The sequence below is a fragment of the Bacillus sp. A260 genome (assembly GCF_009861435.1).
Lineage (GTDB): Bacteria > Bacillota > Bacilli > Bacillales > Bacillaceae_G > Bacillus_A > Bacillus_A cereus.
Genome location: NZ_CP046398.1, coordinates 1,921,634 through 1,947,358 on the forward strand (window position 1 = coordinate 1,921,634; position 25,725 = coordinate 1,947,358).

A 25,725-nucleotide genomic window follows, 5' to 3' on the forward strand; every position below is an offset into this window, starting at 1 on the left:
GATGAGACAGTTGAAAAGGAGCAGTGAACACGGATGGAGCAACTATTAGTATTGACTTATGGAGACAAAATATATAAGTGCACATTACATCCAAATGAGCAATCAATAGTGTCGATTGGAAAAGAGTGGACAAACGATATTACGAATCCAAGTTTAGAACAAGAAGTAGAGTTAAAGTGGAATAATGAAGTAAATGCTTGGATGGTACAGGATCAATTAATAGAATTTAATAAGGAAATTGAGATTGGGAAAACAAGAGATGTGAGCTTGAAAATCTTTATATCTATTGTTGGCACAACTAAAGTGTTTGATATCGGAACGAAACATTCTCTTACAGTGAGTCAAAACGATTACGATGATATTTCTATTACCGGGACTAGTGTAGATTTAATGCTATCTCGCGAAACGTTGTACGATTCTTTTAAAGTGAACGTGTATGGCGGGGATGTATTTCATAATTATACGAAGTTAAAAGATAGCGTTATGTTGGAATCAGGAGACGTATTATATTTTGATGGTATTTTATTGGAGATTGGTAGTGAAGACATTCAAGTACTTTCTTCAGAAGATAAAGTGAAATCTGAGTTACCTATTTTAGTAGAATCAGAAACAAATTATCAAAGTGGTTATCCAGACTATCATCGTTCACCACGTATTATTTACCGTGAACCAGAAGAGAAAATGACAATTGCAAAGCCTTCAAGTATGCCATCAAAACCAACGGAGCATTTAGCAAGAATCATTGCACCTTCACTTGTCATGATTGTCGTAACTGTATTACTTGCTATTTTCATGAAATATGGAATGTTTATTATCGCATCGATTGCGATGACATTAGTAACAATCATTGTTTCTGTCACATCGTATATTAAAAATTTGAAGCAATATAAAGTCGATATTGTTGAACGAGATAAAAGCTATAGAGAGTATATAAAACAAAAAACGAAAGATTTACATGCAGAAAGTGAAAAACAGCGTCACGCATTACATTATCACAATCCAAATGTAGAAGTAATACGTAATATGGCAGTTCAAGTAAATCCTCGAATTTATGAAAAAACAATGTTACATCATGATTTCTTAACATTTAGCGTTGGAACAGGACAAGCTAATACGAGTTTTGAAATTCAATTTAATGAAGAAGAATTTAGTCAAACGAAAGATGAATTAATTGATATAGCACGTGAACTAAGACAGCGTTATCTATCGTTGGAAGATGTACCAGTTGTAACAGATTTAATGAATGGACCAGTCGGTTATATTGGTCAACGCTCTTTAGTGTTAGAGCAATTACAATTATTAGTTGCACAAACGGCTTTATTCCATAGTTATTATGACTTGCAGTTTATTACTATTTTTCCGGAAGAAGAAAAAGAAAAATGGGATTGGATGCGCTGGTTACCTCATGGAAGTGTTCGCGATATAAATGTACGTGGATTTGTATACCATGATCGTAGCCGTGATCAAGTGTTAAATAGTTTGTATCAAATATTGAAAGAACGAAAATTAAAACTAGATGAAAAAAGTTCTACTAATGAAAAAATGTACTTTGCACCGCACTATGTCGTTCTCATTACAGATGAAAAACTAATATTAGACCATGTTGTTATGGAATTCTTTAATGATGATCCGAGTCAATTAGGTGTATCACTTGTATTTGTACAAGATGTTATGCAAAGTTTACCGGAGCATGTGAAAACGGTAATAGACATAAGAGATGCAAAACAAGGGAACATCATCTTAGAGCAAGGAGAACTTGTTAACCGTCAATTTAAACTAAATCATGTGCCAAAAGGATTCAATTTAGAAGATATTTCGCGGGCATTAGCACCATTAAATCATTTGCAAAACTTAAAAAATAGTATTCCAGAAAGCGTAACATTTTTAGAAATGTACGGCGTTGAAAAAGTAAAAGAACTGAATATCACAAGTCGTTGGGAGAAAAATGCAGCGCATAAATCTTTAGCTGTACCACTTGGATTACGTGGGAAAGAAGATATCGTAAACTTAAACTTACACGAGAAAGCACACGGACCACACGGATTAATAGCAGGTACAACAGGTTCAGGTAAATCGGAAATTATACAATCGTATATATTATCTCTAGCAGTCAATTTCCACCCGTACGAAGTAGCCTTTTTACTAATTGACTATAAAGGCGGCGGAATGGCGAATTTATTCAAAAACTTACCGCATTTATTAGGAACAATTACGAACTTAGATGGAGCGCAAAGTATGAGAGCGCTCGCATCAATTAAAGCTGAATTACAGAAAAGACAACGATTATTTGGTGAAAATGATGTAAACCATATTAATCAGTATCAAAAACTGTATAAAGAAGGCTTAGTAAGTGAGCCGATGCCGCATCTATTTTTAATTAGTGATGAATTCGCGGAATTGAAGTCAGAACAACCAGAATTTATGAAAGAGTTAGTTTCAACAGCGCGTATCGGTCGTTCACTCGGGATCCATTTAATATTAGCTACGCAAAAACCGAGTGGTGTTGTAGATGATCAAATTTGGAGTAACTCGAAATTCAAACTAGCATTAAAAGTTCAAAATACGTCAGATAGTAATGAAATCTTAAAAACGCCAGATGCTGCTGAAATTACATTACCAGGACGTGCTTACTTACAAGTTGGGAATAATGAAATTTATGAACTATTCCAATCAGCTTGGAGCGGAGCAGACTATGTAGAAAACAAAGAGGATAAAGAACATTTAGACGCAACAATCTATGCAATAAATGATCTAGGACAATATGAAATATTAAGTGAAGATTTAAGTGGCCTTGGTAGCAGTAAAGAAGTAATAAGCGTACCATCTGAACTGGATGCTGTTATTGACTACATTCACGATTACGCAGAAATAAATGAAATTGAAGCGTTAGCTAGACCGTGGTTACCACCACTTCCAGAAAGCGTATATTTACAAGACTTACATGCAATTCAGTTCAAAGAAGCATGGACGAAAGAAAAGAAACCATTACAAGCAACAGTTGGTCTACTAGATCAGCCTGAATTACAATCACAAACACCATTAACATTAGATATTAGTAAAGACGGACACGTAGCGGTCTTCTCAAGCCCAGGCTACGGAAAATCAACATTCTTACAATCAGTCATTATGGATGTAGCTCGTCAGCATAGTCCGGAGCATTTGCATGTGTATTTAGTGGACCTTGGAACAAATGGTCTTCTACCTTTGAAAGGATTACCTCATGTAGCGGATACGATTACGATTGATGAATCTGAAAAATGTTTAAAGTTTGTTGAAAGATTAACTCAAGAAATGAAAAATCGTAAACGATTATTAAGTGAATATGACGTTGCAAATATTGAAATGTATGAAAAGGCAAGCGGGAAAGAAATACCACATATTATTATTGCAATCGACAATTATGATGCAGTAAAAGAAGCGAAGTTCTATGAAAGCTTTGAAATGCTAATTATGCAAATTGTCCGAGATGGTGCAAGTTTAGGAATTCATACCTTAATTAGTGCAGGGCGACAAAATGCACTTAGAATTCAATTGTACAATAATATTAAAATCCAAACTTGCCTATATATGATTGATCAAAGTGAAGTAGCTAGTATTGTAGGGAGATCTGATATAAAAGTGGAAGAAACAGCAGGAAGAGCGTTAATAAAACTAGAATCTCCTACATTATTCCAGGTTGCATTACCTACGAAAGCAGAAGATGAATTACAGCAAATTCAATTATTACAACAAGAAGCAAATGATATGGATCGAGAATGGGATGGAGAACGTCCGAAGGCAATTCCAATGATGCCAGAAGTGATTGATATTGCTACTTATCGTAAAAATAAAGACGTTACAAAAGCTCTACAAGCAGCAAGAATTCCAATGGGGCTTGATTTTGCAAACGTAGAAGTTGTAGCTCATGATATTGCAGTGAATGATCATTTAATGATTTATAGTGTAGATGATAGTATGAGAAAACAAATTGTATCTAGCATCCTATCTCAATTGAATAAAGATTATTTTGAAAGTGTGACGTTGGTGGATACAGCAGAGTATAGTTTCGTTCAATATAAAGACGATGTGACGCACTACATTGTAGACGAAAATGAAATCAATATGCATGCGAAGTATTGGATGGAAGTAATTCGTGAACGAGCTTTTGAATTAGCACAAGCAAGACAAGAAGGTAGAGAAATTCCTGCATTCACAAAACAACTCATTATCATGACAAATGTTGAAGAGTTTAGTAAATTTGTTTATTTAGAAATGGAGGATGCAGCGACTTTAATTGATTTATCTCGTACAGTAGGTATTTACTTTGTATTAGCAGGTCACCACGACTACATGGACCGAAATCGTGAAGCTCTACCTATGAAAATGAGAAGTAAACTAACAGCAGCAATTATCGCAATGCCATTAAATGATCAAAGTATCTTCAATATAAAATATATAAGCAACGAAGCACCATTAGGTAAAGATGAAGTGTATTACTATCAAAAAGGAAACATAATGAAACTAAAAATGCCTAGAGTAACTAACGAGGTGACAGTATGAAATTAAAGAAGAAAGCTAAGGTGATGATAGTCGTGTCAATAATGGCAAGTTTATTAAGTGGATGTGGTTTTGGGGAGACAAAGATAGAGTATGAGAGATTAGTAGAGGCATTGGATGAAGGGGACATGAAGACAGTTATGTCTGCGAGTGATGATGGGTATGCGTATGTGAAAGAAGAGGTTAGGGATAGCACTTTTATTGAGGATAATAATAAGCAAATAGGAGTAGTTTATCAAACAACGCAAGGTATTTATAGTATTAAAGATAATATTCTTTTTGGTGAGGCACAAAAGAAAGTCAATACTCCAGTTGAGGATGAAAAACATAGTGACAACCCACAATATAAAGAAGAAGTTGTATTCAAGTCAGATATAAGATACGAAAATGGACAGCTAGAAGCTTCAAATCGAGGGGGAGATATGTCTAATATAAAATTAATGCTCAATAGAGTGCAAGGAATAAAAGAATTGAAACCAAATGTGAATAAAAAAAGCTTCAGCCAACCAGCTACGATAAGCTATAATTTATCAGAAACTCAATTTAAAGAGCTATTTAATGGGAATTTAGGATTAGAGTATGAGAAGTTTAGTTATGCAACACTACTAATTGAATTTAATTCTGCTAAGGATACAAAGGAAAATCCGATGGAAATAACAGAGATAACAATTTCGATAGGCTATAAACAAAGAAATGAAGAAAATAATATGATTAGGCATGATCAAGAAATAACAACATATTTACATAATAAAGAAGAAAATAATCGGAAATCAAAAAAAGATTACTTACAATATGAAAAGAAATTTAAAGAAAGCCATTAATATATAAAGGGGAGAATATGGTGAATGAGGAAGATTATAAATTAAGTAGTGATGTAGGAAAATTAAGATTATCGGCAAAAGATATTTATGATTATAATGCACAAGAAAAAAAATATAATAATTCTGATCCAATAATAAATAAACAGAAGTTACAAGACAACTTTAATGCTAATATTATAGCTTCTGATGATATTCATTCAGTAACTGGATTTGGGGCGTATGCTTTAGAGGATAGAAACACGCATGAAATTTTCATTGTATACGTTGGAACCCAACCGAGCCAAATAGGTGATTTAGCAACCGATGGAGCAATTGGACTGCATAATTTAACTAATTCACCTATATTGGGGTCATTAGCAGAATTTCAGTATAGTCAAGCAGAAAAATTTTATGAAAAAGTCAAGGCGGGGAATAAAGGAAAGAAGATAACTTTACTAGGGCACTCCTTAGGTGGCGGAGCAGCGAATACAGTTGCATTAAGACATCAAGAAGATAATATAAACGTATTAGCTTTAAATCCTGCGCCTGTTTTAAATAAAGATGTGGTTAAGTACGGATACGGGACCAATATGAAAAATTGCCGCAGTCTTATAAATGAATATGATCCTTTGTATGGCGCCATTAAGGCCGCAGATTTTGTAATACCTGGACAGGTTTATAAAATGGAAAATGGGGAAGGGCATTCTTTTTTATATGATCCAAAGTTTTATTCTAGGAATGGGAATGTAGCAATAGATAAATTGAAAAAGGTTAGCGAAACAGGATTTGATTGGAAATTTGGTTTTTTAGAAATATCAGAATCTGCTGGGGACCTATATAAAGGAATCACTGGAAAAAAAACATTAAGTACAACAGAAGAAGTTGTAGTGGATTTAATGGTAAATGGAACCCCAGTCAGTGCAATTCTAGTTGCAATAACAGTAGTGGGAGATACTAGTGCTCTAGCAACAAAAATAGCAAGTATAGGTGTAGAAACAGGAAAAAAAGCTTTGAAATTTAGTAAGGAAGTTATACAAGAAGTTAGAAATCAGGTGAATGCGGCTGTGGATTGGATAGAGAATAAATTAGCAAAATGTAAGGAAAAGGTACTTGAAGTGTTAGAATCAGTATTTAACGCAGCTGTAGATTTTTTAGTAGGATGCATTATTCTTTATTTATCCCGTGATGAAATTATAGCAATTGCAAAAGAAGTAGCATCTTCTCTTGTTCAAGATATTTTAGATGTATTTAAAGGTGACTTTGAAATTGATACAAATATTGCTTCAATTGCTGGAGATTATGTAAGAAGCCATCGCCAATCATTATTAAACTATTTTATGAATGATGGTAGTAGAGGATTAAATCGTTCATTATTAGTAGAGATTTCCAGAGATGTGAACGAACTTTCAAATGATTTAAAAGAGTTAAGTCAAGATGTAACAGATGCGGTAATTTCTATGATAGCAAAAGATGAAGAGTTAGCTTCGGTTTCCTATTATTGATAAATGTTAAGGAAGGGGGTATGAGGATGGATTTACATATGATAATGTCGAGGGTTCATAGTACATTTCCGGACAGTGGTGGGCGAGATCAAATTATTAACGTTGTTATGCAACTTGAAAAAGCAGCTGTATCTTTGACAGGAGATATTAGAAGATTAGAAAGTAGTATTGATAATAGTTTGCAAGGTAAAACACGTGATGCTTTTATTGATCGTATTCGCCAATTAGAAAAAAGGCGACAAAAAATAGAAGAGAAAATTATCGTATTAAAAGGATCGGTGAATTAATATGAAAGATTATATGGAGAAAGTTTTGCCTTTAGGAAGTGTAGTGAGGTTGAGTACTGAGGAAGAAAAAGATGTAGAGTATGTAATTACTACAAGAGGAATACTTCTCGATGAAGACACTTTCTATGATTATGGTGGGGTATTACACCCAGTAGGTTTGACGGCAGAGACATATAAATTATTCAATGACTTTGATATTTTAGAAGTGAAATTTGAAGGGTATAAAAATTCTATTGAAGGAAAATTTGCTCATAATTTTAAAATATGGCGAAATGAATTTGTAAAAACGATAAAGAACAAGGCTGAAAATAATAAGTAACAATTATTAATAAAACAAGGGCTATAATATATTTAGAAATAAATAGACTTTCCTCTTCCAACATGGAAAGAGGAAAGTCTATTTTTGATTGAATAAGAATCTAAATATCTAGTATTACGTGGGAACAACATGAAAAGGAACGCCACGAATTTATAGCAAATAGAAAAAGAATAAGAGAGAAAGAACAAAAGCGAAACAAAAACTGAAATGAAAGTTGTAAATGATAATTGTAAACTTATATAGAATAAATGCATTATTCATAAGTTAACTAGTAAAGGGAGGGATGTAATATCTTGAATAAAGATCCCAAAACTGTAAAAACAGAAAAAGGTTTATTTGAAAGTGTAATAGTACCTATTATTGTCGGGATCATGTTTATCTTTTAATTCTATATAAAGTAGCACAGTTTCTGGGGAAGTGGATTGTTATCTTTGGAATAATATTTTTTATTGGTAGTATATTTCTTTGCATATATCTAGAAGAATATGGGGGGGATTGGGCGGTAGGATAGGGTTAATATCAATGTTACTGTTGTATTTTATGTTTATTAGAAAAAGTAAAAAAGCTAGTTTAATATGGAATACCAAAAACATGTATTAACTCTCAGTTTGTCTACAAAAATAGAGTTAATACATGTTTTTAGAAAAGGTGGTGTCATTATATGTGGAACATAAAAGAAAAAGATTTAGATGCATTTAAAATAACATGTAGAAACCGTTTAAGTCCTGAAGCTGCTGTAGGTTTTATGCTAGGCTCAATCATATACACCTCATTAATCATGTTAGGTGTAATTTATGGTTTGGTGAAATTTGGTTGGTCAGTATATCCTAGTTTACTAGAGGAAACAATTATTAAAATAGAGTTATGTTTGTATAGCTTACAAATCATTTTTCTTATTGTATATTTATTTCCCAAAGCCCGTTTTAAATTTCAAAAGTTACAAGCTATAGTTATATTGCTATATGCACTTCAACTTGCGACTATAGGATTTGTAACAGTAGTTGTTTCGAGTATTTTCGGTTATTCAAATGATCATGTTACATTGACTTATGTAGCCTTATTATTGTTAGGAGCTTTTATTATTCATATTTTTACAACAATTAATACCTTTAAGCAAGCTAGCGAAGGCGCATTTAGTAAGTGGGAAAATTCAGTTTCATTTTTTAGTAAGACAAAAGATTTATTAATGATTGCCTCTATACTATATGTATTAACTCTCTTAATCTTAATTTATATTAATAATGATTATACGATGGGGCAAATAGGTTGGTATGCCGTATTGACCCTTATACTATATTCAGTAGCCATAGGTGCAGCAGAGTTCCAATTATTAGCCTATTGTAGATTTAAATTTCCGATATTTTACATTTCATGGGAGGAACATGAAAGGGAACGTCAGGAATTCTTAAAGCGTTATAAAGAGAGAGAGGAAAAGAAAGCAAAATAAGTTTTGGTTTCTGAAAATTCGAACAGAATATATAAACAATTAAGGATTGTATAAAAATCGATGCTATTAAAAATTAAAGTATCTTCAACATAATCTGTATGAGTTAATAAATACCGGTAAGTAAAGGTGAACTATATTACTATCAAAATGGGAATGTAATGAACCTAAAAATGCCTAGAGAAATCAACGGGGTGTCAGTATGAAGTTAAAGAAGAAAGCTAGGATGATGATAGTTCTGTTAATAGTATCAAGTTTATTAAGTGGATGTGGTTTTGGGGAGACGAAGATAGAGTATGAGCCATTTGTCAAAGCTTTGGATGAAGGTGACATGAAAAAGGGTATGTCTGCGAGTGATGATGGGTATGCTTTTGTGGAACAAAGAGGCATATATAGTACATATGAACAAAAAGAAGATGGAGAACATAGAAATACAATCTATCAAACTTCGGAAGGAATATATAATACGAAAGATAAAAGTTTATATGGAAACACAACACAAGAAGTTACTTCAGCAGTAGACAGCAAAGATAATAAAGAAGAAGTTGTTTATCGTACCAATATTATGTATAAAAATGGGCAGGTACAAAGTACGGATTCAAGTCTGGATGTTTCATACGTGAACTTAATTGTAGATCGTTTAAAAGGGATAGGGAAACTAAAGATGAAGCCAGGAGGTGATATAAAAAAGTTTGGTCAGCCTAGTACTGTTGGATATACACTAACTGAATCAGAGTTTCAAAATATTATTAATGATAAGTTGAAAATACAATATGATGAATATGGTGGTGGATCAATCGCATTGCATATTGATTCTAAAAATGGTTCAAAGCAGATATTGGAAGTAAGTATTGTAATAAATTATAAGAAAAGAAATGATGAAGGCAAGTTAGTAAAATACATATCACAAATACATACATCTTTTGATAGTCACCAAGGCAATAACCAAGATGCGAAACAGGAATATATTGATTTTAAAGCACAGTATAATAAGAAGCAGTAATATTAAGAAGGGCATTTGCACGTAAAGATAATAGCGACATAGGTGTGATAAATGTTTCATAAATATAGTGGAAAGAATTTGAGGATAAACGCCCCAATTGCTGGAGTAGATGCAACAATTGGGGCGTTTATCTATCTAAAATTAGCTTGAATACATGAAATGTTTTAGTTAGGGGCATGGCTTTACAAGGAGTTTCTTCATAATAACGGTGTGGGGTTTTTGTGTAATCAGCTTTTATTGCTAAGTTACAACTATTTTCGTTTATAGAGTATCTCTTATTATCGATACATCGTCCACATTCCAATGTCTTTAAATCCTAGTCGTTTATAAATTCGTCCAGCAGCTGGATTGTTATAAAATAAACAAAGTGTTCGGTCTTCTTTCGTAAAGTCTTGGATCATTTTTTGTAATATGAGTGAAGCGTAACCATTTCCGCGATAATTCGGGTGTGTACATACACCAACTACCATAGCGGATAATGAATTTTCAGCGGAAGTAGAGGCGGATGTTAAGCCTGATGAGGTTTTATCTATGAGTGACCACTCTTTTAGTTATTCGTTTAGGAAAATTATAGAGGTTACAGACTTGTGAGTCAATAACTATCAGAGGTAAATTATTCAGGGGACACTTGTGAGGTAGTGTAACTTAGGGGAGAACTGGAAAATATCTTCTGTTGAGTTAGGTTATGTTATAATAGAAAGATATATAAATGAAAGGAGGAGGTTAAGATAAATACTGATCCACAAACGACTAGACGAAAATCACTACTTGAACTTAGAAAGAAAAATTTAAATCGCTTGATTGTTGATAGGAAGAACAGTAATAGATTTTACTTTTTTATGGGGATTGTAGGTATCTGCCTAGTTACTGTCTTATTATATCGATTTGAAGATTTCAGCAAAGAAAATGCTTTGGGAGTATTCACAGAACCGTTTTTGCTCTTCGTAGCACTGATATGTATATACATGGTTTGGGATTTTTTAACACGTTCTTTAAAGAGGCCTTCAAACGAGTATATAACTGAACTTCAGGAGATAGAGAATGAGTTGGACTTATTAAGTATTTCTTATTCATCATTGGAAGAGAGATCGGAAAAGCTTTTTAAGCATCATCATCTTGAATTAAAGAGATACTATGATGAGAACTTAAAACAAAGCTCGTGGATATTTGTTGTTGGTATAGCATGTATATTAATTGGTTTTATAATAATTGGAACAACTTTGTACTTCTTAATGATTAACAGCTCCAATGAGCTAGAAAATAAGATAATAGTAGCCTCGGTAGGTGCGATAGGAGCTATACTTTCTAACTTTATTGCTGTAATTTACTTAAAGATGCATTCTGAGGCTGTCAAATCACTAACAGAGTTTCATAATCGATTTGTAAACACTCATCATTTCTACTTTAGTAACTTCTTAGTATCTAAAATACAGAATGAGGACAAGAGAGAAGATGCAATTGTTGAGCTAGCCTTAAAGATTAATGGTATTTCTCCAAAGGCTCCAGCTCAGGGGGAAGAAAATAAATAGGTATTACCTAAACACTGTTTGAATCTAAGCGGTGTTTTTTTTCTATGAAGTTAGTACCTCGGTAAGTGGTTGATACCTTGTTGATAGGCTGGGGAAGCAGGACTCTAAGTTTATTTATTGGAACAAATTAACACTATTTTAATGGATTATATTGTATGCTAAATATATCAGGTAGATTCTGATAAATACATTTTAGAAAGTTGGTCATAGTATGTCACATAGAAAGTACAGTACTAATCCTGAACGTATTGGAAAGGCTGAGGAAGTTATCTACGATACTCACAAAGTAAGCTTACATTATTTTAGTACACCTAACTCTGTAGGTAGTAACTATTTGGTAGAAGTAGTTATTAAGAATAACGGTGAAAGTAAAATTTACAATAAAAGGTTCCCATTTACCGAATCGGGTTATATGGAAGCTTTTACAGAATTCTTAAATCAAAATCATGAACCAAATGTAGAAGGATTTACTGAGTACAAGAAGGGATAAGGTAATCCTTCTTTTTAAGTATAAATAAAGATTTTACGAGATACATTTGATTAGTATAATCTATAGTTGTAAGTACTCGGTTAACCGAGGGAAAGAGGAGATGGAGAGAAAGTGATCAAAGAAAAAATTACACAAATTAAAACATTTTTAAAAGAGCTTCCCAAGAATCAACAAGTTGCTGAGGATTTAGACTTTTATACTTTTTTAGCTACATTAATTCCTGTTCCTGGATACCAACAAGCTGCTCTATTAGTTAACAAATTAGTTGCAAATCATAATTTAAACCTATTAATTACAGAATTACGAGATGGTATATATCAAACTAATAACAAGTTATCTACGCTTGAAAGTGATGTAGAAAAAATCAAATCAATGGCTAATATTGTTTCTGTTGTCTCAGACTTAGATGATAAAGTTAATTTAATTATGGAACAAGCCCAGCAAGAATTACCTTCTGAATTTATTGTTGAAACAGAAGGTTGGAGTACGCAAACTATAATTAATCAAATTATTAATGCAGACTTTACATCTGTTTCAGCTACTAATAATAGTCACAACCGTTTGGAAAATGTGGATATCAATTCAAATCGAACTCATTTACGTGCTACAAATCATTCGTCTAATTATTTAAAGGGAACAAAATTTAATGATTCCTCAGGTACCGTTGGTATGAATGGTATTACCCAACAAGGCAATATACAAGTTACAGGCAACTCGGTGGGGTTTGGAGAAGGTGGAGCATTAATATTTGGTAATCGGAATGAAGTAAGAGGAAACTGCCCTAGATGTAATAATGAGGTTATTGCTGACAAATTTGAATTACAACGTTATACAAAGATTCAGTGTTCGAAATGTTTGGGGATTTTCAATATTAGATGGAATTAAAAGAAAACTTAATAGAATTTGAGCATAATAAAAGCAGACCTATGTTTTAAACAAGAAAAACTAATTAATATGACTTTTGAGCCACTAAACAGGTGATCAGTTAGTTTAATTAGTTTTTCTTGTTTCTTATTTGCTTTATACACTGTAGCTTTGTTTATATGTGTAATCTCGTGAGCTTGCTAACTAAGTTCATTCCTACTTATACATTTCTAGCAAGTTTGTCTTGTTCACAATAAGTATCACCTGTATAGGTTACATGCTCATAAGAGAGGAATCTGTATAGGTAACCCCCACCTCGATGCGGTACCTGTTGGGATATCCAAGTTAGGAACTATAAGGTCATATGAAGCTGAAAGTAATCACCCTTGAGTCAGCCTACTAGTACCCCTCCAGAGTATGCCTCCTCACACTACTCACAGAGTACAGCTACAGAGGTGAAGTCCACAGGGAATTGCATAATCCACAGAGCCAGCAATCTTATAGCCATGCTGGTTAGCGCCACCTCATGGTGAATAGGACTGAGTAGATATACATTAGGTGAATATCTGTAGAGACCGCTACCTCATACAGTAATTTATTCAAAGGACTAATGAAAGTACAATTAGTGTAGATATACCAAGGAGGCAGATACCCTAGAGTATACCTACGGAGCTGTATTACTAGTTTACATAATTAACCTTATAGGTAGTAACTATTTGAGTTACAATTATATGAAAGTGAGGTAGCTGAACTCTATAGAGTGAACTCATGAGCCTGCTTCTGTGCATACTTACAGAGAGGGGATGCTTAACGACTACTATGTATAGGGGTGCGCCTCTGTATGAGCTCTAGACGCCTTGAACGGTACTCTGTGCACAGTGTGTACTGTTGAGGTGGATATGCGTCCTACCTGCAGAGTGCACCTTGTGTAACCCTGCTGCTGTGTGTACCACTATTAGCTGTGCGTATACCTGTGAGTACACTTGTGTGTATGTCCTGTGTGTTAGGTCTAGTGAGGCAGGCATAGAGTGTATACTGTTTAGTCCTCGTCCTCATATAGACCTTTGATTAATGAATGAAAGTACGAGGGCTAATGGAGGTAGCTAACTAGACTGAGCTCTTAGCCTTGCTGAACGTATAGTAACGGTAGCCGAACTCTTAGGGTAGATCCACCTAGCTTACTTCACCAGTACAACTTACAGTGGTACTCATACAGACATACCTGTTAAACACTTCAGATTGACCTGTATGAGACGGTAGCTATATGAGTAGCGTGTTATCATCTCTCCAGTGTAGCAACAGAGGGCGAACCTCAATAGATGCCAACTCCTAATAATCTTGAATCAACCAATGAAAGTAAAGCACTATCCTATGCAGTCCACTATCACTACGATTTACTACCACGAAAGTACACCGCCTCACTGGACACACCCCTCCGAAAGTAAAGCACCTCTGAAAGTAAGACACCTCCGAAAGTGAAAGTGCTATGAGACAGCAAGAGAGGAGATCCACCTCACTTATAGATACAGTATAACACTGCCTCCTCAGTGTATAGCTGCAGTGCTGCTACCTCGTCAGTGTATGCCTACAGTGTATGTACTGGCCTTGCCTACTAGAATACCCACGAGACAGTATACGTTGTTATGTATTGTAGCTAAGAGGGAGCCTTATGTCTTTGTTGTTGCTACTAGTGCCTTGCCTCCTCAGTGTGAGCCTGCTTGGTGTGTCTAAGGGTGTGCGCCTCCACAGTGTGGACTAAGAAGTAGTACTATGAGCCAGCCAGCTTAGTAGACACCGTTCTCATCAGCCACGCCTACCAAGGGTCCCCCTACTTTCCGGAAGCGTAGGGGGGTGTGTACGTACGCATGTAGCCCTACAGAGAAAATATATATACAGAAAATCGGCTCCCAGTTAGTTACCAGTGAGCCAGATCCTCTAGAGTTTTACCTATCACATTATGTACCAATCAGTTTTTCTAAAAGTGTTCTCCCAACATCGAGCCTTCTCCCTAGTTCACCATCTAAGAGGGGTACCTGTAAGAATGTAATAAAGGAGTAGACCTCCTCAGTCTAACTCCTTATATCTAACTATCTATAAAGTAATTATTCTTTATCGTGTTTGTTCCACATGTCCAACTTGCCATCTTCGAATCTCAGCATAGCAAAATCTATATTGCCTTCACCTTTGTAGATTATGGTTTCTATATAGCCCTCCTTTTTGTAGAGTTCACCTACACCGCCAATCAACTGGGCTACTTCCTCATGAGTCATATCATCTTCAAGAGCTTCGAACTCTCCCTCGTTTATGTATCCCTGAGATGGCTTGTAGTCCTCAAATGGTACCTTCGTGGTAACTTCTTCTTCCTGTGAGCAGGCAGCTAATAAGCCGATACTTATAAATAAGGCTCCTAATCTAAAGTGTTTAACCATATAACATCCCCCTTGGTTCATTCTATTCGTTCCCATAGTTGTCCTATCAATATCACTTGTTAGACGTACTCTACAAGTTCCTTACAAGTACCAGCTCTAACAGTGAAGCTCAACGATCTCCCTTTAAAATAATTCCAACAAATTACTCGTACAGTGCTCTCTATTAGTTTGCCATCTCATGAGAGTGATATTGCTAATAAACTAATGAGTTTAGCTTTTGGGATATATCTGATAGTTAACTAGTCGGAGTAACTTCTAGAGAAAGAAATAAAAGAACTCTATAGGTTAACCTAATTAGAATACCTATTAGTAATTCTAATCCGTTCCCATCTCTATAAGTATTTAGTTATTTAAAGAATTAAAAACAAAGGACTATATGAGATAGCCTAGTTAGTAATACCTTAGAGTATTCTAATTAGATCCTTCTCTATAGTCCTTTAATTATTTAAGAAATTAAAACAAGAACTATATGAGCTGGGAACTAATTAGGTAATTCTCTAGAGTAAGGTCTATAAAGATTTACCTTCTCGTTACAGAGATAGACAAGCCTTTATAGATTATTCTCTAGAGTATCTACCTCTAGTAGTCCTTTTAAATATTTAAATCTTTACTAACAGGTATTCTAATTAGTTTTCTCTATATAGCTTTACCTCTCTAGGTACTTCTCTCTAGGTTAGTCTCTATAGTATGTGTGCATAGAGCTAGTTGAACTAGTCTGATTCCTAGGTAAACCTAGTTATACCAAGTGATGAAGCTGTTTAGAGCAAGCGGAAATATCACCAGAGTGACAGAAAAGGTACAACTTTCGGGAAGGTTTCTGAGGAGTGGATAAGGGAAATGTTGTTATATAAGGATAGTAACTATCGAGGTAATCGACAACAAAATAGAGCGTGACAGCTTGGTAGAACGAGTGGAAGTTCTGGAGAAGGTGAAAGATTTATTGTTATTACCCGAGTTGGAAATGGCTACTACTCAGCAGGTTGCGGACTTCTATGGTGTAAGCCTAGATACAATCAAATGGGTTGTAAAAAGAAATAGAGATGAATTAGTAACTGATGGATACAATACATTAACTGGAAAAGAATCATCGAATCTCTATGGTGACAAATTGTCACTAAAGAAAATTGAAGCTCAAAAAGGAAAATACGTTGTAACCTTAAGAAATAATGTTGAGGTATCATTCTCAAACAGGAGTAATGGGTTCTTCCCCAAGAGAGCAATCCTCCGAGTAGGAATGCTACTACGTGACTCGGAAGTAGCCAAGGAAGTCCGTACTCAGTTGTTGAATATAGAAGAACATACGGCTGCTGAGGTTAAGACTTATGAGATCGACTATGAGCAGGAAGTTCTAGGTAGAAGCTTTAAAGTTTATGGAAATGTAGAGGAGCCATTATTCCTAGCATCAGATGTAGCTGAATGGATTGACCACAGTAATCCAACTATGATGTTAAAATCTGTGGACGAAGACGAGAAACGACTAAACTTTGTTTATACGTCTACTGGAAATAAAGATGCTTGGTTCCTCACAGAAGACGGGATCTACGAGTTACTAATGCTTTCTCGTACGCCGATTGCCAAACAGTGGAAAAAGGAAGTTGAGTTACCTGAGGAGGGTAGCTCTTTTGTTCGTTCTTTACAGATATATCTTGTGTCTTATTTTGAAACGTAATTCAATAGGGGGGTTAACTTTTTGAGATGAGATATAGTCCCCAATATACTACTTTATATATGAAGCAATTAATGAGAGAGCTGTCTCGAGAGGATATATACGGTAGGACTACTATATAAGTGACAGGCTAAGAGAGGTTGCAGCTTCCTTACTATATATGTAGGAACAAATAAGACAGGACTACCAGTCGCCTACTATATTAATAGAACACGATAAGGGTCACGCATTCCTTACTATATATATGAAGGAATTAAACAAGGGTGCTTGCTTGGTGGTTATCTCTTTCCCCCTTTAGAGGTAGCTAGCGAGGAAGCGCACTTACACCTCCTATGTAGGACTTCCGTAGAATGATACGGGGAAACATCCATTTAGGTCATTTTCATCTCTCCAGATGATTGATATCCCAGCTTGGTTTAACCACTGAGCTGGCTCCTTTTTGGATGAACTGCCAATATGCTTATACATTAAACTTTGACAATATAGATTAAAACTAATGAGGAGGACGCCAATATGACAGTCATGTTCTACATTGATTTAGATGAACTATGTAAGCAACGAAATAAGACACTAACATTGTTAGCCGAGGAGTCAGGAGTCACAAGAGCCACGCTATCTCGGGTAAAGGCTACAGGGTCAGGAACGTTAGAGACGATCAGCAAAATAGCTACAGCGCTAAAGATTGATGAGCCAGCCAAGTTAATCAAAGTTATGAAAGGTTAAGTATCAAGGAGCCAGCTGCACAACTAAACCAATGGAGATGGTGATAATGAGAGAGACATTTGAGATGAAAATACTTAAGAGACAAAGTGAGTTAGAGCTAAAACTAATGAGGGTGGAAGCTGAACATAACATCCAAGTGAGACGGGCTAGGATGGAGAAGCACTTTGAATCAATGAAACAACTAATGGAGGTGAAGAGCTAATGAAGAAAACTTACTTGCATTACACTGTGAGATGGCGCTTCAAGAATACTGACAGCATCCTCATGGGCCATCACATTGCGGCTTGCGGAGTCGATAAACAAGATGAGCATATCCGGCTCATAAAGGATACTTACAGACAAGTATATGACTCAGGTATTACTTACCTAATTAGTATCGACTGTAAAGAAATAAGTGAGGGAGAGTACACTCTACTCAAACAAAAACATATGGAGGTGATCTAATGGACAAGCAATGGAGCGACTACCTAGACTGGCGTACAGAGAACGGCTACACAGGGTTAAGTTCAGATGAGCAATATAATGAATACTTAGCTAAGACAGGAGAGTCTACAGAGGATGAAAAGCTATCAAGAATCGAAGCTAAGGAGCTTGAGGAACTGTTTGAGGACGTAACTGTCAAGGAGAACATACAAGTGACATTTGATGCTATCAAGATGATTGCTAATGTAGGCGGAGAGATTACTTATACTGACATAGCAAACCTAACAGGGTACAACTTGAGAACGGTAAAACGCCACGTAGAAGAGTTAGTCTTGAAGGGTTACCTCCATATCAAGCGAGGAGTACACGCAAACTCGTACTACATCGGCAATGACATGAGAGCGACTAACAAGCCTAAGAAGAGTATTCGCTTTGTGGAAACATTCGAGTGGAAGAATGGCATTGAAGATATCTCTGGAGAGGTTACTATAAAGGATGTTGTCTCTGAGACGCACATCACTACTTACAATATCGAGAACTTGTTGGATTGTACCAGAGAGTTCAGCTGTGAGGTGGGTAGTCCTTTCTACTGACGGCATACTACAGGAAGAGCTGGTTAGTCAAGATTAAACAAAAGGGAGAGATGGAGAGAATGACAAATAACTTACAGGTAACTAACCAAGAGGTAAACTACATTGATAGCTTAGAAGTTGCTGAGATGGTAGGGAAACAACATAAGCACCTATTAAGAGATATTGATAAATACTTAGAGGTGTTTTTAACCAACCCAAATATGGACTCGTTAAAATACTTCGTAACAGCTAAGTACCTCGACCTCAAAGGTGAACCGAGAAGGAAATATCTTCTTACTCGTAAAGGGTGCGAGCTAGTAGCTAACAAGATGACAGGTGAGAAGGGTATTCTCTTCACAGTAGCCTACATTGATCGCTTCCACGAGATGGAAAAGGCTATTGAACAGCCAGCTCTACCGACCACCTACAAAGAAGCGCTACTGCAGTTAGTCGAACAGGTGGAGGCTACAGAGAAGTTACAAGCTCAGTTGAACGAGCAGGCACCAGCTATCGAGTATCACGACAAAGTATTGTCAATTGAGGGCTTCATGACTATAGATGAGACAGCTAAAGAACTCGGTCTCAGAAGTGCCCAGCAGCTAAATCAGATGTTGAAAGACAAAGGAGTTATCAAACGATCAGGCAGAGGCTCATGGTTGCACCGAGCAGGATATGAATACTTGGAGGATGGCTACATCAATTACAAGCCTATTGAGAAGAAGAAACTACAGATGCTTGTTAGCCAGAAAGGTGTCAAAGAGTTCGCTAGATTGCTAGACCTGATTTAATCCCCTAACCTTATTGCTTCACAGGCTACCCCTTAGCCGACTCAATACAAAATAAGCCCAAATTAAAAGGAGAAGATGACAAATGATGAACACTTTTAAAAACTTATTAGCAGGTAACACAAAGGTAAAGACAGAGGAGCAAGCAAACAAAGAGGTTGAGAAGTTACAAGTTCAAGAGAATGACCTACAAGGAAAACTCCAAGAAGCACAAGCAGGACACGCCAAAGTATCGGCCGCACTAGACATTATTTCAGCCAGCCTAATCATTGATGAGACAGATAAGGTAGCTTTAGCCAACAAGAAGAAAGGTGAGGCTAAGCTAGAGGTGTTAACAAAAGAGATCGAATCTACGCAGTCTAAACTTGCAGAGATTAGCTCGAAGAAGCAAGAAGCGATTAAGGAATTGTATCGTTCTCGTGGAGAGAAAGCTCGTAAGTACAATGTAGAGCAACGACGCAACATGGTAGTTGCTGGCCGATTCAACAATGTATTCCGATTAGAGGATGCCCTACGATTGGTTACTGTCTATGATGCAAAAGGATACGACTTAGGAGTTGAATACGGAGTAGGCGCTACAGACAGTTTAGATCCTCGTAGTGAAGATTGGAATTTTATTGCAGACATGAATAACGAGGACGCTGCTGAGGCAGACAAACAAGCTGAAGTTATTTCTCGAGAGTTAGAAGAAGCTATCCTGTCAGTCTTCAAGAAACATAACATTGAGCTTGGACAACAGACGCTAGTTAACTTATCGAGAATCTAACCTCAGTAGGTTCCTATATAAGTAACACTCAGAGTCGGATGCTGAGTTAGCAATCGCTGAAGCTAGTATGGTGGAGGTTGCTAACTCGGTAGATCGACTCCACCAGAAAGCTACACGACAGATGAACAGCCGTAGCTCAGAAAGTGGCTTTCTCATACAGATTAAATAAGCGAGGAGGAAACGAACATGAACCCAAATCAACGAGTAGCACAAATGAAACTAGAGAGACGATTCAAAGAGTTTAACGAAAAGATTGACCGAATGAACAAACAACTTGAGGAAGACAAGCGAGCATTTGCTGAACAGAAGAAAGCTAACGAGAAGGCTAAGTTCCAAAAGGAATACGATGAGTACCTAATCAGCATCGGCAAGAAAGAAAAACCTATCGAGATGAGCAGGGAAGACCGAGCTTATTACGATAAGTATATGGCTAGCCTAGGTCTAGGCCAGAGGAAGAAATAATATGGCTAAAAAGAAATTAAGGAAGGATCTCCAAAAGTACATAGACAACATTAAATCAGGTCTAGTTAACGGAGATCTTAAAAAGGATTCTGAGGAGATGGCACTCGTTAAGGAGTTTCTCAAGAAGGAATCGTCTATATGCGGAGCTATCAAGGGTAGCGGAGAAGTGTGTGCTCGTATTCCTTCTAATGAGAAGAATCTGCGTTGCTGTTTCCATGGAGGTAAAAGCACAGGAGCAACTACAGAGGAGGGAAAAAACAAAATGAAAGAAAACTTAGCTAAAGGGAGGCAGCCTATACATGGGTTGTATCAGAAAGACTTCTTAGCAACATTAACCGAGGAGGAAAAGGACTGGTATAGCGACACTATGGAGTGGTACAAGAACAACTATGAAGACTTAGATCCACTAGACATTGCTAAACTTGACCTAGCTCTAATCAATACACTGAAGAGCTGGAGAAAGAATGGTAAGTCAATGAGTTATGCAGTTAATGAGAAAGTCTCAATGGTTGACTTTGAGAACAGAGCTATCAAGTTACTTGACGACTTAGGTATGTCTCGTAAGTTTAAGAAGTCTCGTGAGAACTCATCTAACTCTACGAACGTAAATGTATTCAATAGCTTGTTTGATGGGATGGAAAAATAAGAACTAGTGAGGACGGCTCTCTCTAGCCTACTTTGCAGGTGGGCTTATTTGTCGTTCTCATAAACATAAGGATGTGATTATCATAGCGAGTGTAATTGATATTATAATTCAAGCTCAAGATAGAGCGAGTAGTCAGTTTAGACAAACCTCATCAGAAGCCAAGAAGATGGCAGCCATCATAGGTGGAATCACGATAGCGGCAAGTGCAATGACTCCAGCTCTGTTGGGTGGATTAGGAGCAATCGCCTCTCTATTCGGTACTGCCGGTATAGCGGCTGCTGGGTTTGGTGCTCTAGCGTTTACTACCATAAGTAAAACTGTAGAGACAGCAAACCAATTAGAGGAAGCCCAACTCAAGGCTAACGCTGCCCTGATAGCAGGTGACACCAAAGGTTATGCCAAACAGATGGCTCTGGTGCAGGCTATCATGGAAGATCTCACCGAGGAGGAAAAGAAAGCTGTAGTAGCTATCAACAACCTCAGTGATGCTTGGCGAGAGATGGAAAATAAGATGACTCCTACTACGTTAAATCTCATAGCTAACTCCACAGATTTTCTTCGATTGACAATGACTAAATTGTTCCCTTCTTTCCAAGGAGTCGGACAATCATTCTCCAACATGATAGGCAAAATGAACGAAGGTATCACTCAAGGTAAAGCTGATAAGTTCTTCGAGCATATGAATACCTTCGCGGTTCCGATGTTCGAAATGGTAATGAAATCTGCCGGTAATATCCTCAAGGGGTTCAGCGACATCATGATAGCATTCACTCCACTAGGTATGGACTTAGGGAATGGCATGGTAGATCTGACTCAGAAGTTCGCTAACTGGGCAGCAGGGTTACAATCGAATACAGCCTTCCAAGACTTCGTTAATTTTGTTAAGACGAGTACGCCAGTCATTATGCAATTCATAGGCAACTTAGTGTTAACTCTGTGGGATATCATCCAAGCGTTAGCGCCAGTATCTATACAAGTATTCGAGTTAGCTAATAGATTCATGGAGTGGGCTAGGGAGTCAGGCGCTCTTAATACTGCTTTAGGTCTAGTGAGCGATGCTATCCAGTTCGTAGTAGATAATGCTAATTGGTTAATCCCTCTAGTAGCTGCTCTCTGGGCAGGGTTTAAAACATTCAGCATTCTTATTAGTGTAGCTACATGGATTGATGATACAGGAAAGGCTATCAATAAGGTAATTGAGATAGGTAAATTGTTTGGTTCGTGGATACTTGACGCTATCAAGTTGCTAGGTCGGTTGAGTATGACGCTGTTGGCTTCTCCTTGGTTCTGGGTGGTAGCAGCTATTGCAGCGGTAATTGCTATTGGTGTTCTCTTGTATCAAAACTGGGATGAGGTTAAGAAGTATGCTCAGGAGTTATGGGACAAGGTTAAGGATGCTTGGAACGGAATGACTAAGGCTATTGGTGATGCTCACGATCAGATGATTGATGCTGTTAAGAAGTGGTGGAATGAAACTAAGCAGAAATGGAACGAGACTGTAGACCATGCTAAACAGAAAGCTCAGGAGATGAAAGATAAAGTCGTTGAGAAGTATGAGGAGTTAAAACAAGAAGCTATCCGAAAACTACAAGACATCCTCAACGATAATGCCAAGAAGTGGACTGATATGGCTAACAGTGTTAAAAACAAAGCTCAAGAGATGAAGCAAGGAGCTATAGATAAATACGAGCAGATGAAGACTGACGTAGAAAACAAATTGAGACAGATGGTTAGTGACGCTCGTCAGAAGTGGGACGATCTTGTTCAATCTGCTAAAGACAAAGCTAGCTCTATGGGTGACGCTGCCAAGGATATGATGAAGTGGTTTAAGGATGGCCTTACTCAAGGGTTTGACGATGCTAAATGGAAAGTATCTGATGGAATGAGAAATATAGTAGACAAGTTCACTGGGTGGTTTAAGGACTTCTATAGATCAGGTAAAGGATTGCTTTCAGAGTTTACTAGCGGTATCACATCAGGCTTCTGGGATGCTGCTGATGCGGTAGCTAGAGGAATGAAAAACATCCGAGCTTACTTACCGTTCTCTCCTGCGAAGAAAGGTCCACTTAGTGACCTAGACAAATCAGGTGAAGCATTCTTCCCTACTTGGTACGAGGCAGCGCTAACTCAGGTATCAGCTATGGAGCGTGCTGTAGGAGGTGCTTTCCGAGGTGTAGCTAAAGAGGCTAATGTAGCTCTAGCAGGTACAGGCTTGGAGGCATTCACCGGAGGAAAGACGGCTATCACAGTTACCCACAAGCACGAGCATAATGTTAATGGCACTGTAGATGTAGACGGAGATGCTTTAAGAAGCACTGTAGAGCAGAGAGTCGCAAGAACAGCTTATGAGCAAGGCGTGAGCGGAATGGACTACACAGGTTTACAACAATCAATTAGAAAATACTAAGGAGACTTCGGTCTCCTTGGTTATTAAAAGGAGAGATGGACAATGAATTACTTTTGTATAGAGGTAGCTTACAAGCAAAACAATGAGAGATTCCTAGATAACCGTATGTTCCAAACTGAGGACGATATCAACGAGACGATGGAAGCCTACTCAGTGGCAACCAAACGAGCATACGAGAAAGCATTCGTTATTACTCAGTGCGATCTCATTAGTGTTACTCCTAGAGAAGTAAGCGAGATTGAATACAAAAGACACGCACTCTCCAGAGAAGGCAAGCGAGACCTTAACCTACAGAAAAGGGGTGTTAGACGATGAATTACTACCAAGTGAATGTTAACTTTATTGAGAACGGCGAACATATGGAAACTCAACAGTGTGTGGCTATGAAGGGTAACCCAGTATTGGCTGCAGTCCAACTGAGAGGAAACACAGAGAGGTTAGTGAGGGAGTCTATCGAGCCACTAGGAGGAACGCTCAACAGCGTTCGTACTCGTAAGGTATCAAGAAAGTATTTTGAATCCAACAAAGAACTAGTAATCTTAGAGGGAGGTCATTAATATGGCTACAGTGGTTGAAGTGAAGCTGGCTAAGTGGGGCAAGCGAGCTCTACTTGGTGAGATATCTGGCTAGAGAGTAGTGCTTGGTTGCTTGGGTAACTTCTATGCTGTACTCGATGTAATGCTGTAGCTGCAGAGGTGGCACTCTCATAGGTCGGTCGCCTAAAGGGTTACAAACAGACAAAAAGGAAGGTAAAACTAATGAGTGTACCACAGAAAAAGTCGAGGCTAAGTAAATTAGACCTAGAGAGTCGATCTCACAGGTGGAGATTGTATTTGTTTATAGCTCTAACGTATATAGTTTTAGCTGGCTCTATATGGTTTGGGTTGCAGAGTTTAGCATTATTACTCCCCATACTATTCACGATAGGGATGCTAACAAGATAGCCGTTTTAGGTTGTCTCATTTTTTTATGTCCATAGGGGAGGGTGTGCCTGTGAGAGGTAACCCTTCAGATAAAATACACATTTGTAACATAGGGTATTACCCCGGTAGACCAATCTCACATAGGGTATTCCCTTTGTTGGGTGACGACTCTATAATCATTTATGAGAGGTGGTGATAAGATGATAACTATGCTGAAATATAAAGACACTTTAAATCAAACTCTAGAAGTAGAGTTTATCTTAGGTTCAATTTATTTTACAATTAAGGATGAATACAGACGTTATGTCCATTGTATATTCTCGGGTGGAAGATCTCGTGAATTTGTGAGAATCTTAAGTGATGGAGAGATGGCTGAGGTGTTAGATCTTGGAGGAGATTCGTTGAGAGTTCGTCCTTTGAGAGATGACTATCTCGCTATTGAAATTGAATCGAAGGGGATGGAAAAGGGGTTTGTGTTAGATAAACATCAAGCCCAAGAGTTATCTAATTGGTTTCAACGAGTGCACAAATTATAATTTCAATTACCGTAATGATATCGATGAGGAAAAACAAAAGAGCCGACTCGATGAGAGTCAGCCCGAGGGGGAGTGTCCTAGAGGTTTTAGTTTCGTCCCCCTTAGTTATTATCTTCTCGATCCCACACTCTTAGTTTCCCCTTTTCGAATATCATGACTGCGAAGTCAATCTCGCCAGTTTCCTCACCGTCACCATCGTAGGTTACGTCTGTGTAGCCGTTAGAGCTGGTACGCTCTCCGTTGCCGCCCACAAGATCAGCAACCTCTGAGAGTGTCATCCCTTCCTCTAAGGAATTGTATTCCTCTTCGGAGATTGTTGAACTGTTGCAGGCGCTAAGTAGGATAATACTGGACAGGAAAACAACCGTTCGTTTTTTCATTGGTATTCCTCCTCAGTTATTTCGTTTAAATTAAAACTAAGAGTTTTAGAGATTTTGCCAGCTCGTAAGATAACTACATACGTAAGGCCTAGTTGGAATGTATCTACTTTGCAAACTTTATTAGTGATACGAGATAGTGAGTCTTGGAAGTTGGACACTAAAGTATCGATCTCCTCCATAGCGATATCTAAATTAGTTGGTTGAATAGTATTTGTTGTCATAAAAAATCTCTC

Annotated in this window: 22 protein-coding genes and 4 pseudogenes; 22 read left to right on the forward strand and 4 right to left on the reverse strand. The window is 37.1% G+C overall.

All coding sequences use genetic code 11. The annotated features are described in order from the left end of the window. Positions 1–33: 33 nt before the first annotated feature. The 9 genes and pseudogenes from GD442_RS28500 to GD442_RS09885 all read left to right on the forward strand — a co-directional run. Positions 34–315 (forward strand): annotated as a pseudogene (locus tag GD442_RS28500) (FtsK/SpoIIIE N-terminal domain-containing protein); the annotation flags it as partial. Continuing rightward, positions 310–4,539 (forward strand): annotated as a pseudogene (essC, locus tag GD442_RS09855) (type VII secretion protein EssC); the annotation flags it as partial. The pseudogenes GD442_RS28500 and essC, both read left to right, overlap by 6 nt. After that, positions 4,536–5,357: a DUF3952 domain-containing protein gene (locus GD442_RS09860; RefSeq protein ID WP_000768469.1), complete on the forward strand. Its 822-nt coding sequence runs from the start codon at positions 4,536–4,538 to the stop codon at positions 5,355–5,357. The pseudogene essC and the gene GD442_RS09860, both read left to right, overlap by 4 nt. A gap of 17 nt (positions 5,358–5,374) precedes the next feature. Next, the gene (locus GD442_RS09865; RefSeq protein WP_000245872.1) at positions 5,375–6,838 is read left to right on the forward strand and encodes an alpha/beta hydrolase family protein; all 1,464 of its coding nucleotides are present in this window, start codon (positions 5,375–5,377) and stop codon (positions 6,836–6,838) included. A 26-nt stretch (positions 6,839–6,864) separates the two neighbouring features. After that, positions 6,865–7,125: a hypothetical protein gene (locus GD442_RS09870; RefSeq protein WP_000363091.1), complete on the forward strand. Its 261-nt coding sequence runs from the start codon at positions 6,865–6,867 to the stop codon at positions 7,123–7,125. A 1-nt stretch (position 7,126) separates the two neighbouring features. Then, positions 7,127–7,444 (forward strand): DUF4176 domain-containing protein, encoded by a 318-nt coding sequence (locus tag GD442_RS09875; protein ID WP_000656387.1) that lies wholly within the window; start codon positions 7,127–7,129, stop codon positions 7,442–7,444. A gap of 293 nt (positions 7,445–7,737) precedes the next feature. Further along, positions 7,738–8,044 (forward strand): annotated as a pseudogene (locus tag GD442_RS28370) (hypothetical protein). A 61-nt stretch (positions 8,045–8,105) separates the two neighbouring features. Continuing rightward, entirely contained in the window at positions 8,106–8,891 is a 786-nt protein-coding gene (locus GD442_RS09880; RefSeq protein ID WP_000267167.1) for a hypothetical protein, read from the forward strand. Between the two features lie 199 nt (positions 8,892–9,090). Beyond that, on the forward strand, positions 9,091–9,891 hold the full coding sequence (locus GD442_RS09885) for a DUF3952 domain-containing protein (protein ID WP_000768480.1): 801 nt from the start codon (positions 9,091–9,093) through the stop codon (positions 9,889–9,891). Between the two features lie 278 nt (positions 9,892–10,169). On the opposite strand, the pseudogene GD442_RS09890 reads toward GD442_RS09885, so the two are convergent. Next, positions 10,170–10,397: pseudogene (locus GD442_RS09890) on the reverse strand (GNAT family N-acetyltransferase); the annotation flags it as partial. Positions 10,398–10,730: 333 nt separating this feature from the next. Here GD442_RS09890 and GD442_RS09895 point away from each other — a divergent pair. From GD442_RS09895 to GD442_RS09905, 3 genes are all read left to right on the forward strand, one after another. Next, positions 10,731–11,420, forward strand: coding sequence for a TRADD-N-associated membrane domain-containing protein (locus GD442_RS09895; RefSeq protein WP_236582427.1), 690 nt, complete (start codon positions 10,731–10,733; stop codon positions 11,418–11,420). A gap of 211 nt (positions 11,421–11,631) precedes the next feature. Then, positions 11,632–11,910: a hypothetical protein gene (locus GD442_RS28045; protein ID WP_221826436.1), complete on the forward strand. Its 279-nt coding sequence runs from the start codon at positions 11,632–11,634 to the stop codon at positions 11,908–11,910. A 111-nt stretch (positions 11,911–12,021) separates the two neighbouring features. Further along, positions 12,022–12,795, forward strand: coding sequence for a hypothetical protein (locus GD442_RS09905; protein ID WP_159365085.1), 774 nt, complete (start codon positions 12,022–12,024; stop codon positions 12,793–12,795). A gap of 2,081 nt (positions 12,796–14,876) precedes the next feature. Here the strand turns inward: GD442_RS09905 and GD442_RS09910 are convergent. Further along, positions 14,877–15,203 (reverse strand): hypothetical protein, encoded by a 327-nt coding sequence (locus GD442_RS09910; RefSeq protein WP_236582428.1) that lies wholly within the window; start codon positions 15,201–15,203, stop codon positions 14,877–14,879. Positions 15,204–16,101: 898 nt separating this feature from the next. Between GD442_RS09910 and GD442_RS28050 the strand changes: the two genes are divergently transcribed. From GD442_RS28050 to GD442_RS09955, 10 genes are all read left to right on the forward strand, one after another. Further along, positions 16,102–16,872 (forward strand): BRO family protein, encoded by a 771-nt coding sequence (locus GD442_RS28050; RefSeq protein WP_236582429.1) that lies wholly within the window; start codon positions 16,102–16,104, stop codon positions 16,870–16,872. Between the two features lie 510 nt (positions 16,873–17,382). Then, positions 17,383–17,592 carry a helix-turn-helix domain-containing protein gene (locus GD442_RS09920; protein WP_089607405.1) on the forward strand — a complete coding sequence of 70 codons (210 nt, stop codon included), beginning with the start codon at positions 17,383–17,385 and terminating at the stop codon, positions 17,590–17,592. Between the two features lie 46 nt (positions 17,593–17,638). After that, complete coding sequence (locus GD442_RS27710) at positions 17,639–17,794, forward strand: hypothetical protein (RefSeq protein WP_168410321.1); 156 nt, start codon at positions 17,639–17,641, stop codon at positions 17,792–17,794. Between the two features lie 241 nt (positions 17,795–18,035). Further along, positions 18,036–18,608, forward strand: a complete 573-nt coding sequence (locus GD442_RS09925) for a helix-turn-helix domain-containing protein (protein WP_159365087.1) — start codon at positions 18,036–18,038, stop codon at positions 18,606–18,608. A 59-nt stretch (positions 18,609–18,667) separates the two neighbouring features. Then, positions 18,668–19,375: a Rha family transcriptional regulator gene (locus tag GD442_RS09930; protein WP_159365088.1), complete on the forward strand. Its 708-nt coding sequence runs from the start codon at positions 18,668–18,670 to the stop codon at positions 19,373–19,375. 82 nt (positions 19,376–19,457) lie between these two features. Next, entirely contained in the window at positions 19,458–20,138 is a 681-nt protein-coding gene (locus GD442_RS09935) for a hypothetical protein (protein WP_118961749.1), read from the forward strand. Between the two features lie 186 nt (positions 20,139–20,324). After that, positions 20,325–20,600 (forward strand): hypothetical protein, encoded by a 276-nt coding sequence (locus GD442_RS09940; RefSeq protein WP_089607409.1) that lies wholly within the window; start codon positions 20,325–20,327, stop codon positions 20,598–20,600. Position 20,601: 1 nt separating this feature from the next. After that, positions 20,602–21,246, forward strand: a complete 645-nt coding sequence (locus tag GD442_RS09945) for an HGGxSTG domain-containing protein (RefSeq protein ID WP_159365089.1) — start codon at positions 20,602–20,604, stop codon at positions 21,244–21,246. Between the two features lie 166 nt (positions 21,247–21,412). Next, positions 21,413–23,653 (forward strand): phage tail tape measure protein, encoded by a 2,241-nt coding sequence (locus GD442_RS09950; RefSeq protein WP_236582430.1) that lies wholly within the window; start codon positions 21,413–21,415, stop codon positions 23,651–23,653. A 1,123-nt stretch (positions 23,654–24,776) separates the two neighbouring features. Further along, positions 24,777–25,112 (forward strand): hypothetical protein, encoded by a 336-nt coding sequence (locus GD442_RS09955; protein WP_089607413.1) that lies wholly within the window; start codon positions 24,777–24,779, stop codon positions 25,110–25,112. Between the two features lie 101 nt (positions 25,113–25,213). On the opposite strand, the gene GD442_RS09960 is transcribed toward GD442_RS09955, so the two are convergent. Both GD442_RS09960 and GD442_RS09965 read right to left on the reverse strand, forming a co-directional pair. Continuing rightward, entirely contained in the window at positions 25,214–25,492 is a 279-nt protein-coding gene (locus GD442_RS09960; RefSeq protein ID WP_159365091.1) for a hypothetical protein, read from the reverse strand. After that, the gene (locus GD442_RS09965) at positions 25,489–25,713 is read right to left on the reverse strand and encodes a hypothetical protein (protein ID WP_000210744.1); all 225 of its coding nucleotides are present in this window, start codon (positions 25,711–25,713) and stop codon (positions 25,489–25,491) included. The genes GD442_RS09960 and GD442_RS09965 overlap by 4 nt, the downstream gene beginning before the upstream one ends. Positions 25,714–25,725 lie beyond the last annotated feature (12 nt).

Bases quoted from the DNA above. Each gene is read 5' to 3' on its own strand.
- GD442_RS09860 (WP_000768469.1), top strand. From the start codon at position 4,536: ATGAAATTAAAGAAGAAAGCTAAGGTGATGATAGTCGTGTCAATAATG.
- GD442_RS09865 (WP_000245872.1), top strand. From the start codon at position 5,375: ATGGTGAATGAGGAAGATTATAAATTAAGTAGTGATGTAGGAAAATTA.
- GD442_RS09870 (WP_000363091.1), top strand. From the start codon at position 6,865: ATGGATTTACATATGATAATGTCGAGGGTTCATAGTACATTTCCGGAC.
- GD442_RS09875 (WP_000656387.1), top strand. From the start codon at position 7,127: ATGAAAGATTATATGGAGAAAGTTTTGCCTTTAGGAAGTGTAGTGAGG.
- GD442_RS09880 (WP_000267167.1), top strand. From the start codon at position 8,106: ATGTGGAACATAAAAGAAAAAGATTTAGATGCATTTAAAATAACATGT.
- GD442_RS09885 (WP_000768480.1), top strand. From the start codon at position 9,091: ATGAAGTTAAAGAAGAAAGCTAGGATGATGATAGTTCTGTTAATAGTA.
- GD442_RS09895 (WP_236582427.1), top strand. From the start codon at position 10,731: ATGGGGATTGTAGGTATCTGCCTAGTTACTGTCTTATTATATCGATTT.
- GD442_RS28045 (WP_221826436.1), top strand. From the start codon at position 11,632: ATGTCACATAGAAAGTACAGTACTAATCCTGAACGTATTGGAAAGGCT.
- GD442_RS09910 (WP_236582428.1), bottom strand. From the start codon at position 15,203: ATGGTTAAACACTTTAGATTAGGAGCCTTATTTATAAGTATCGGCTTA.
- GD442_RS09920 (WP_089607405.1), top strand. From the start codon at position 17,383: ATGACAGTCATGTTCTACATTGATTTAGATGAACTATGTAAGCAACGA.
- GD442_RS27710 (WP_168410321.1), top strand. From the start codon at position 17,639: ATGAGAGAGACATTTGAGATGAAAATACTTAAGAGACAAAGTGAGTTA.
- GD442_RS09925 (WP_159365087.1), top strand. From the start codon at position 18,036: ATGGACAAGCAATGGAGCGACTACCTAGACTGGCGTACAGAGAACGGC.
- GD442_RS09930 (WP_159365088.1), top strand. From the start codon at position 18,668: ATGACAAATAACTTACAGGTAACTAACCAAGAGGTAAACTACATTGAT.
- GD442_RS09935 (WP_118961749.1), top strand. From the start codon at position 19,458: ATGATGAACACTTTTAAAAACTTATTAGCAGGTAACACAAAGGTAAAG.
- GD442_RS09940 (WP_089607409.1), top strand. From the start codon at position 20,325: ATGAACCCAAATCAACGAGTAGCACAAATGAAACTAGAGAGACGATTC.
- GD442_RS09945 (WP_159365089.1), top strand. From the start codon at position 20,602: ATGGCTAAAAAGAAATTAAGGAAGGATCTCCAAAAGTACATAGACAAC.
- GD442_RS09950 (WP_236582430.1), top strand. From the start codon at position 21,413: ATGGCAGCCATCATAGGTGGAATCACGATAGCGGCAAGTGCAATGACT.
- GD442_RS09955 (WP_089607413.1), top strand. From the start codon at position 24,777: ATGATAACTATGCTGAAATATAAAGACACTTTAAATCAAACTCTAGAA.
- GD442_RS09960 (WP_159365091.1), bottom strand. From the start codon at position 25,492: ATGAAAAAACGAACGGTTGTTTTCCTGTCCAGTATTATCCTACTTAGC.
- GD442_RS09965 (WP_000210744.1), bottom strand. From the start codon at position 25,713: ATGACAACAAATACTATTCAACCAACTAATTTAGATATCGCTATGGAG.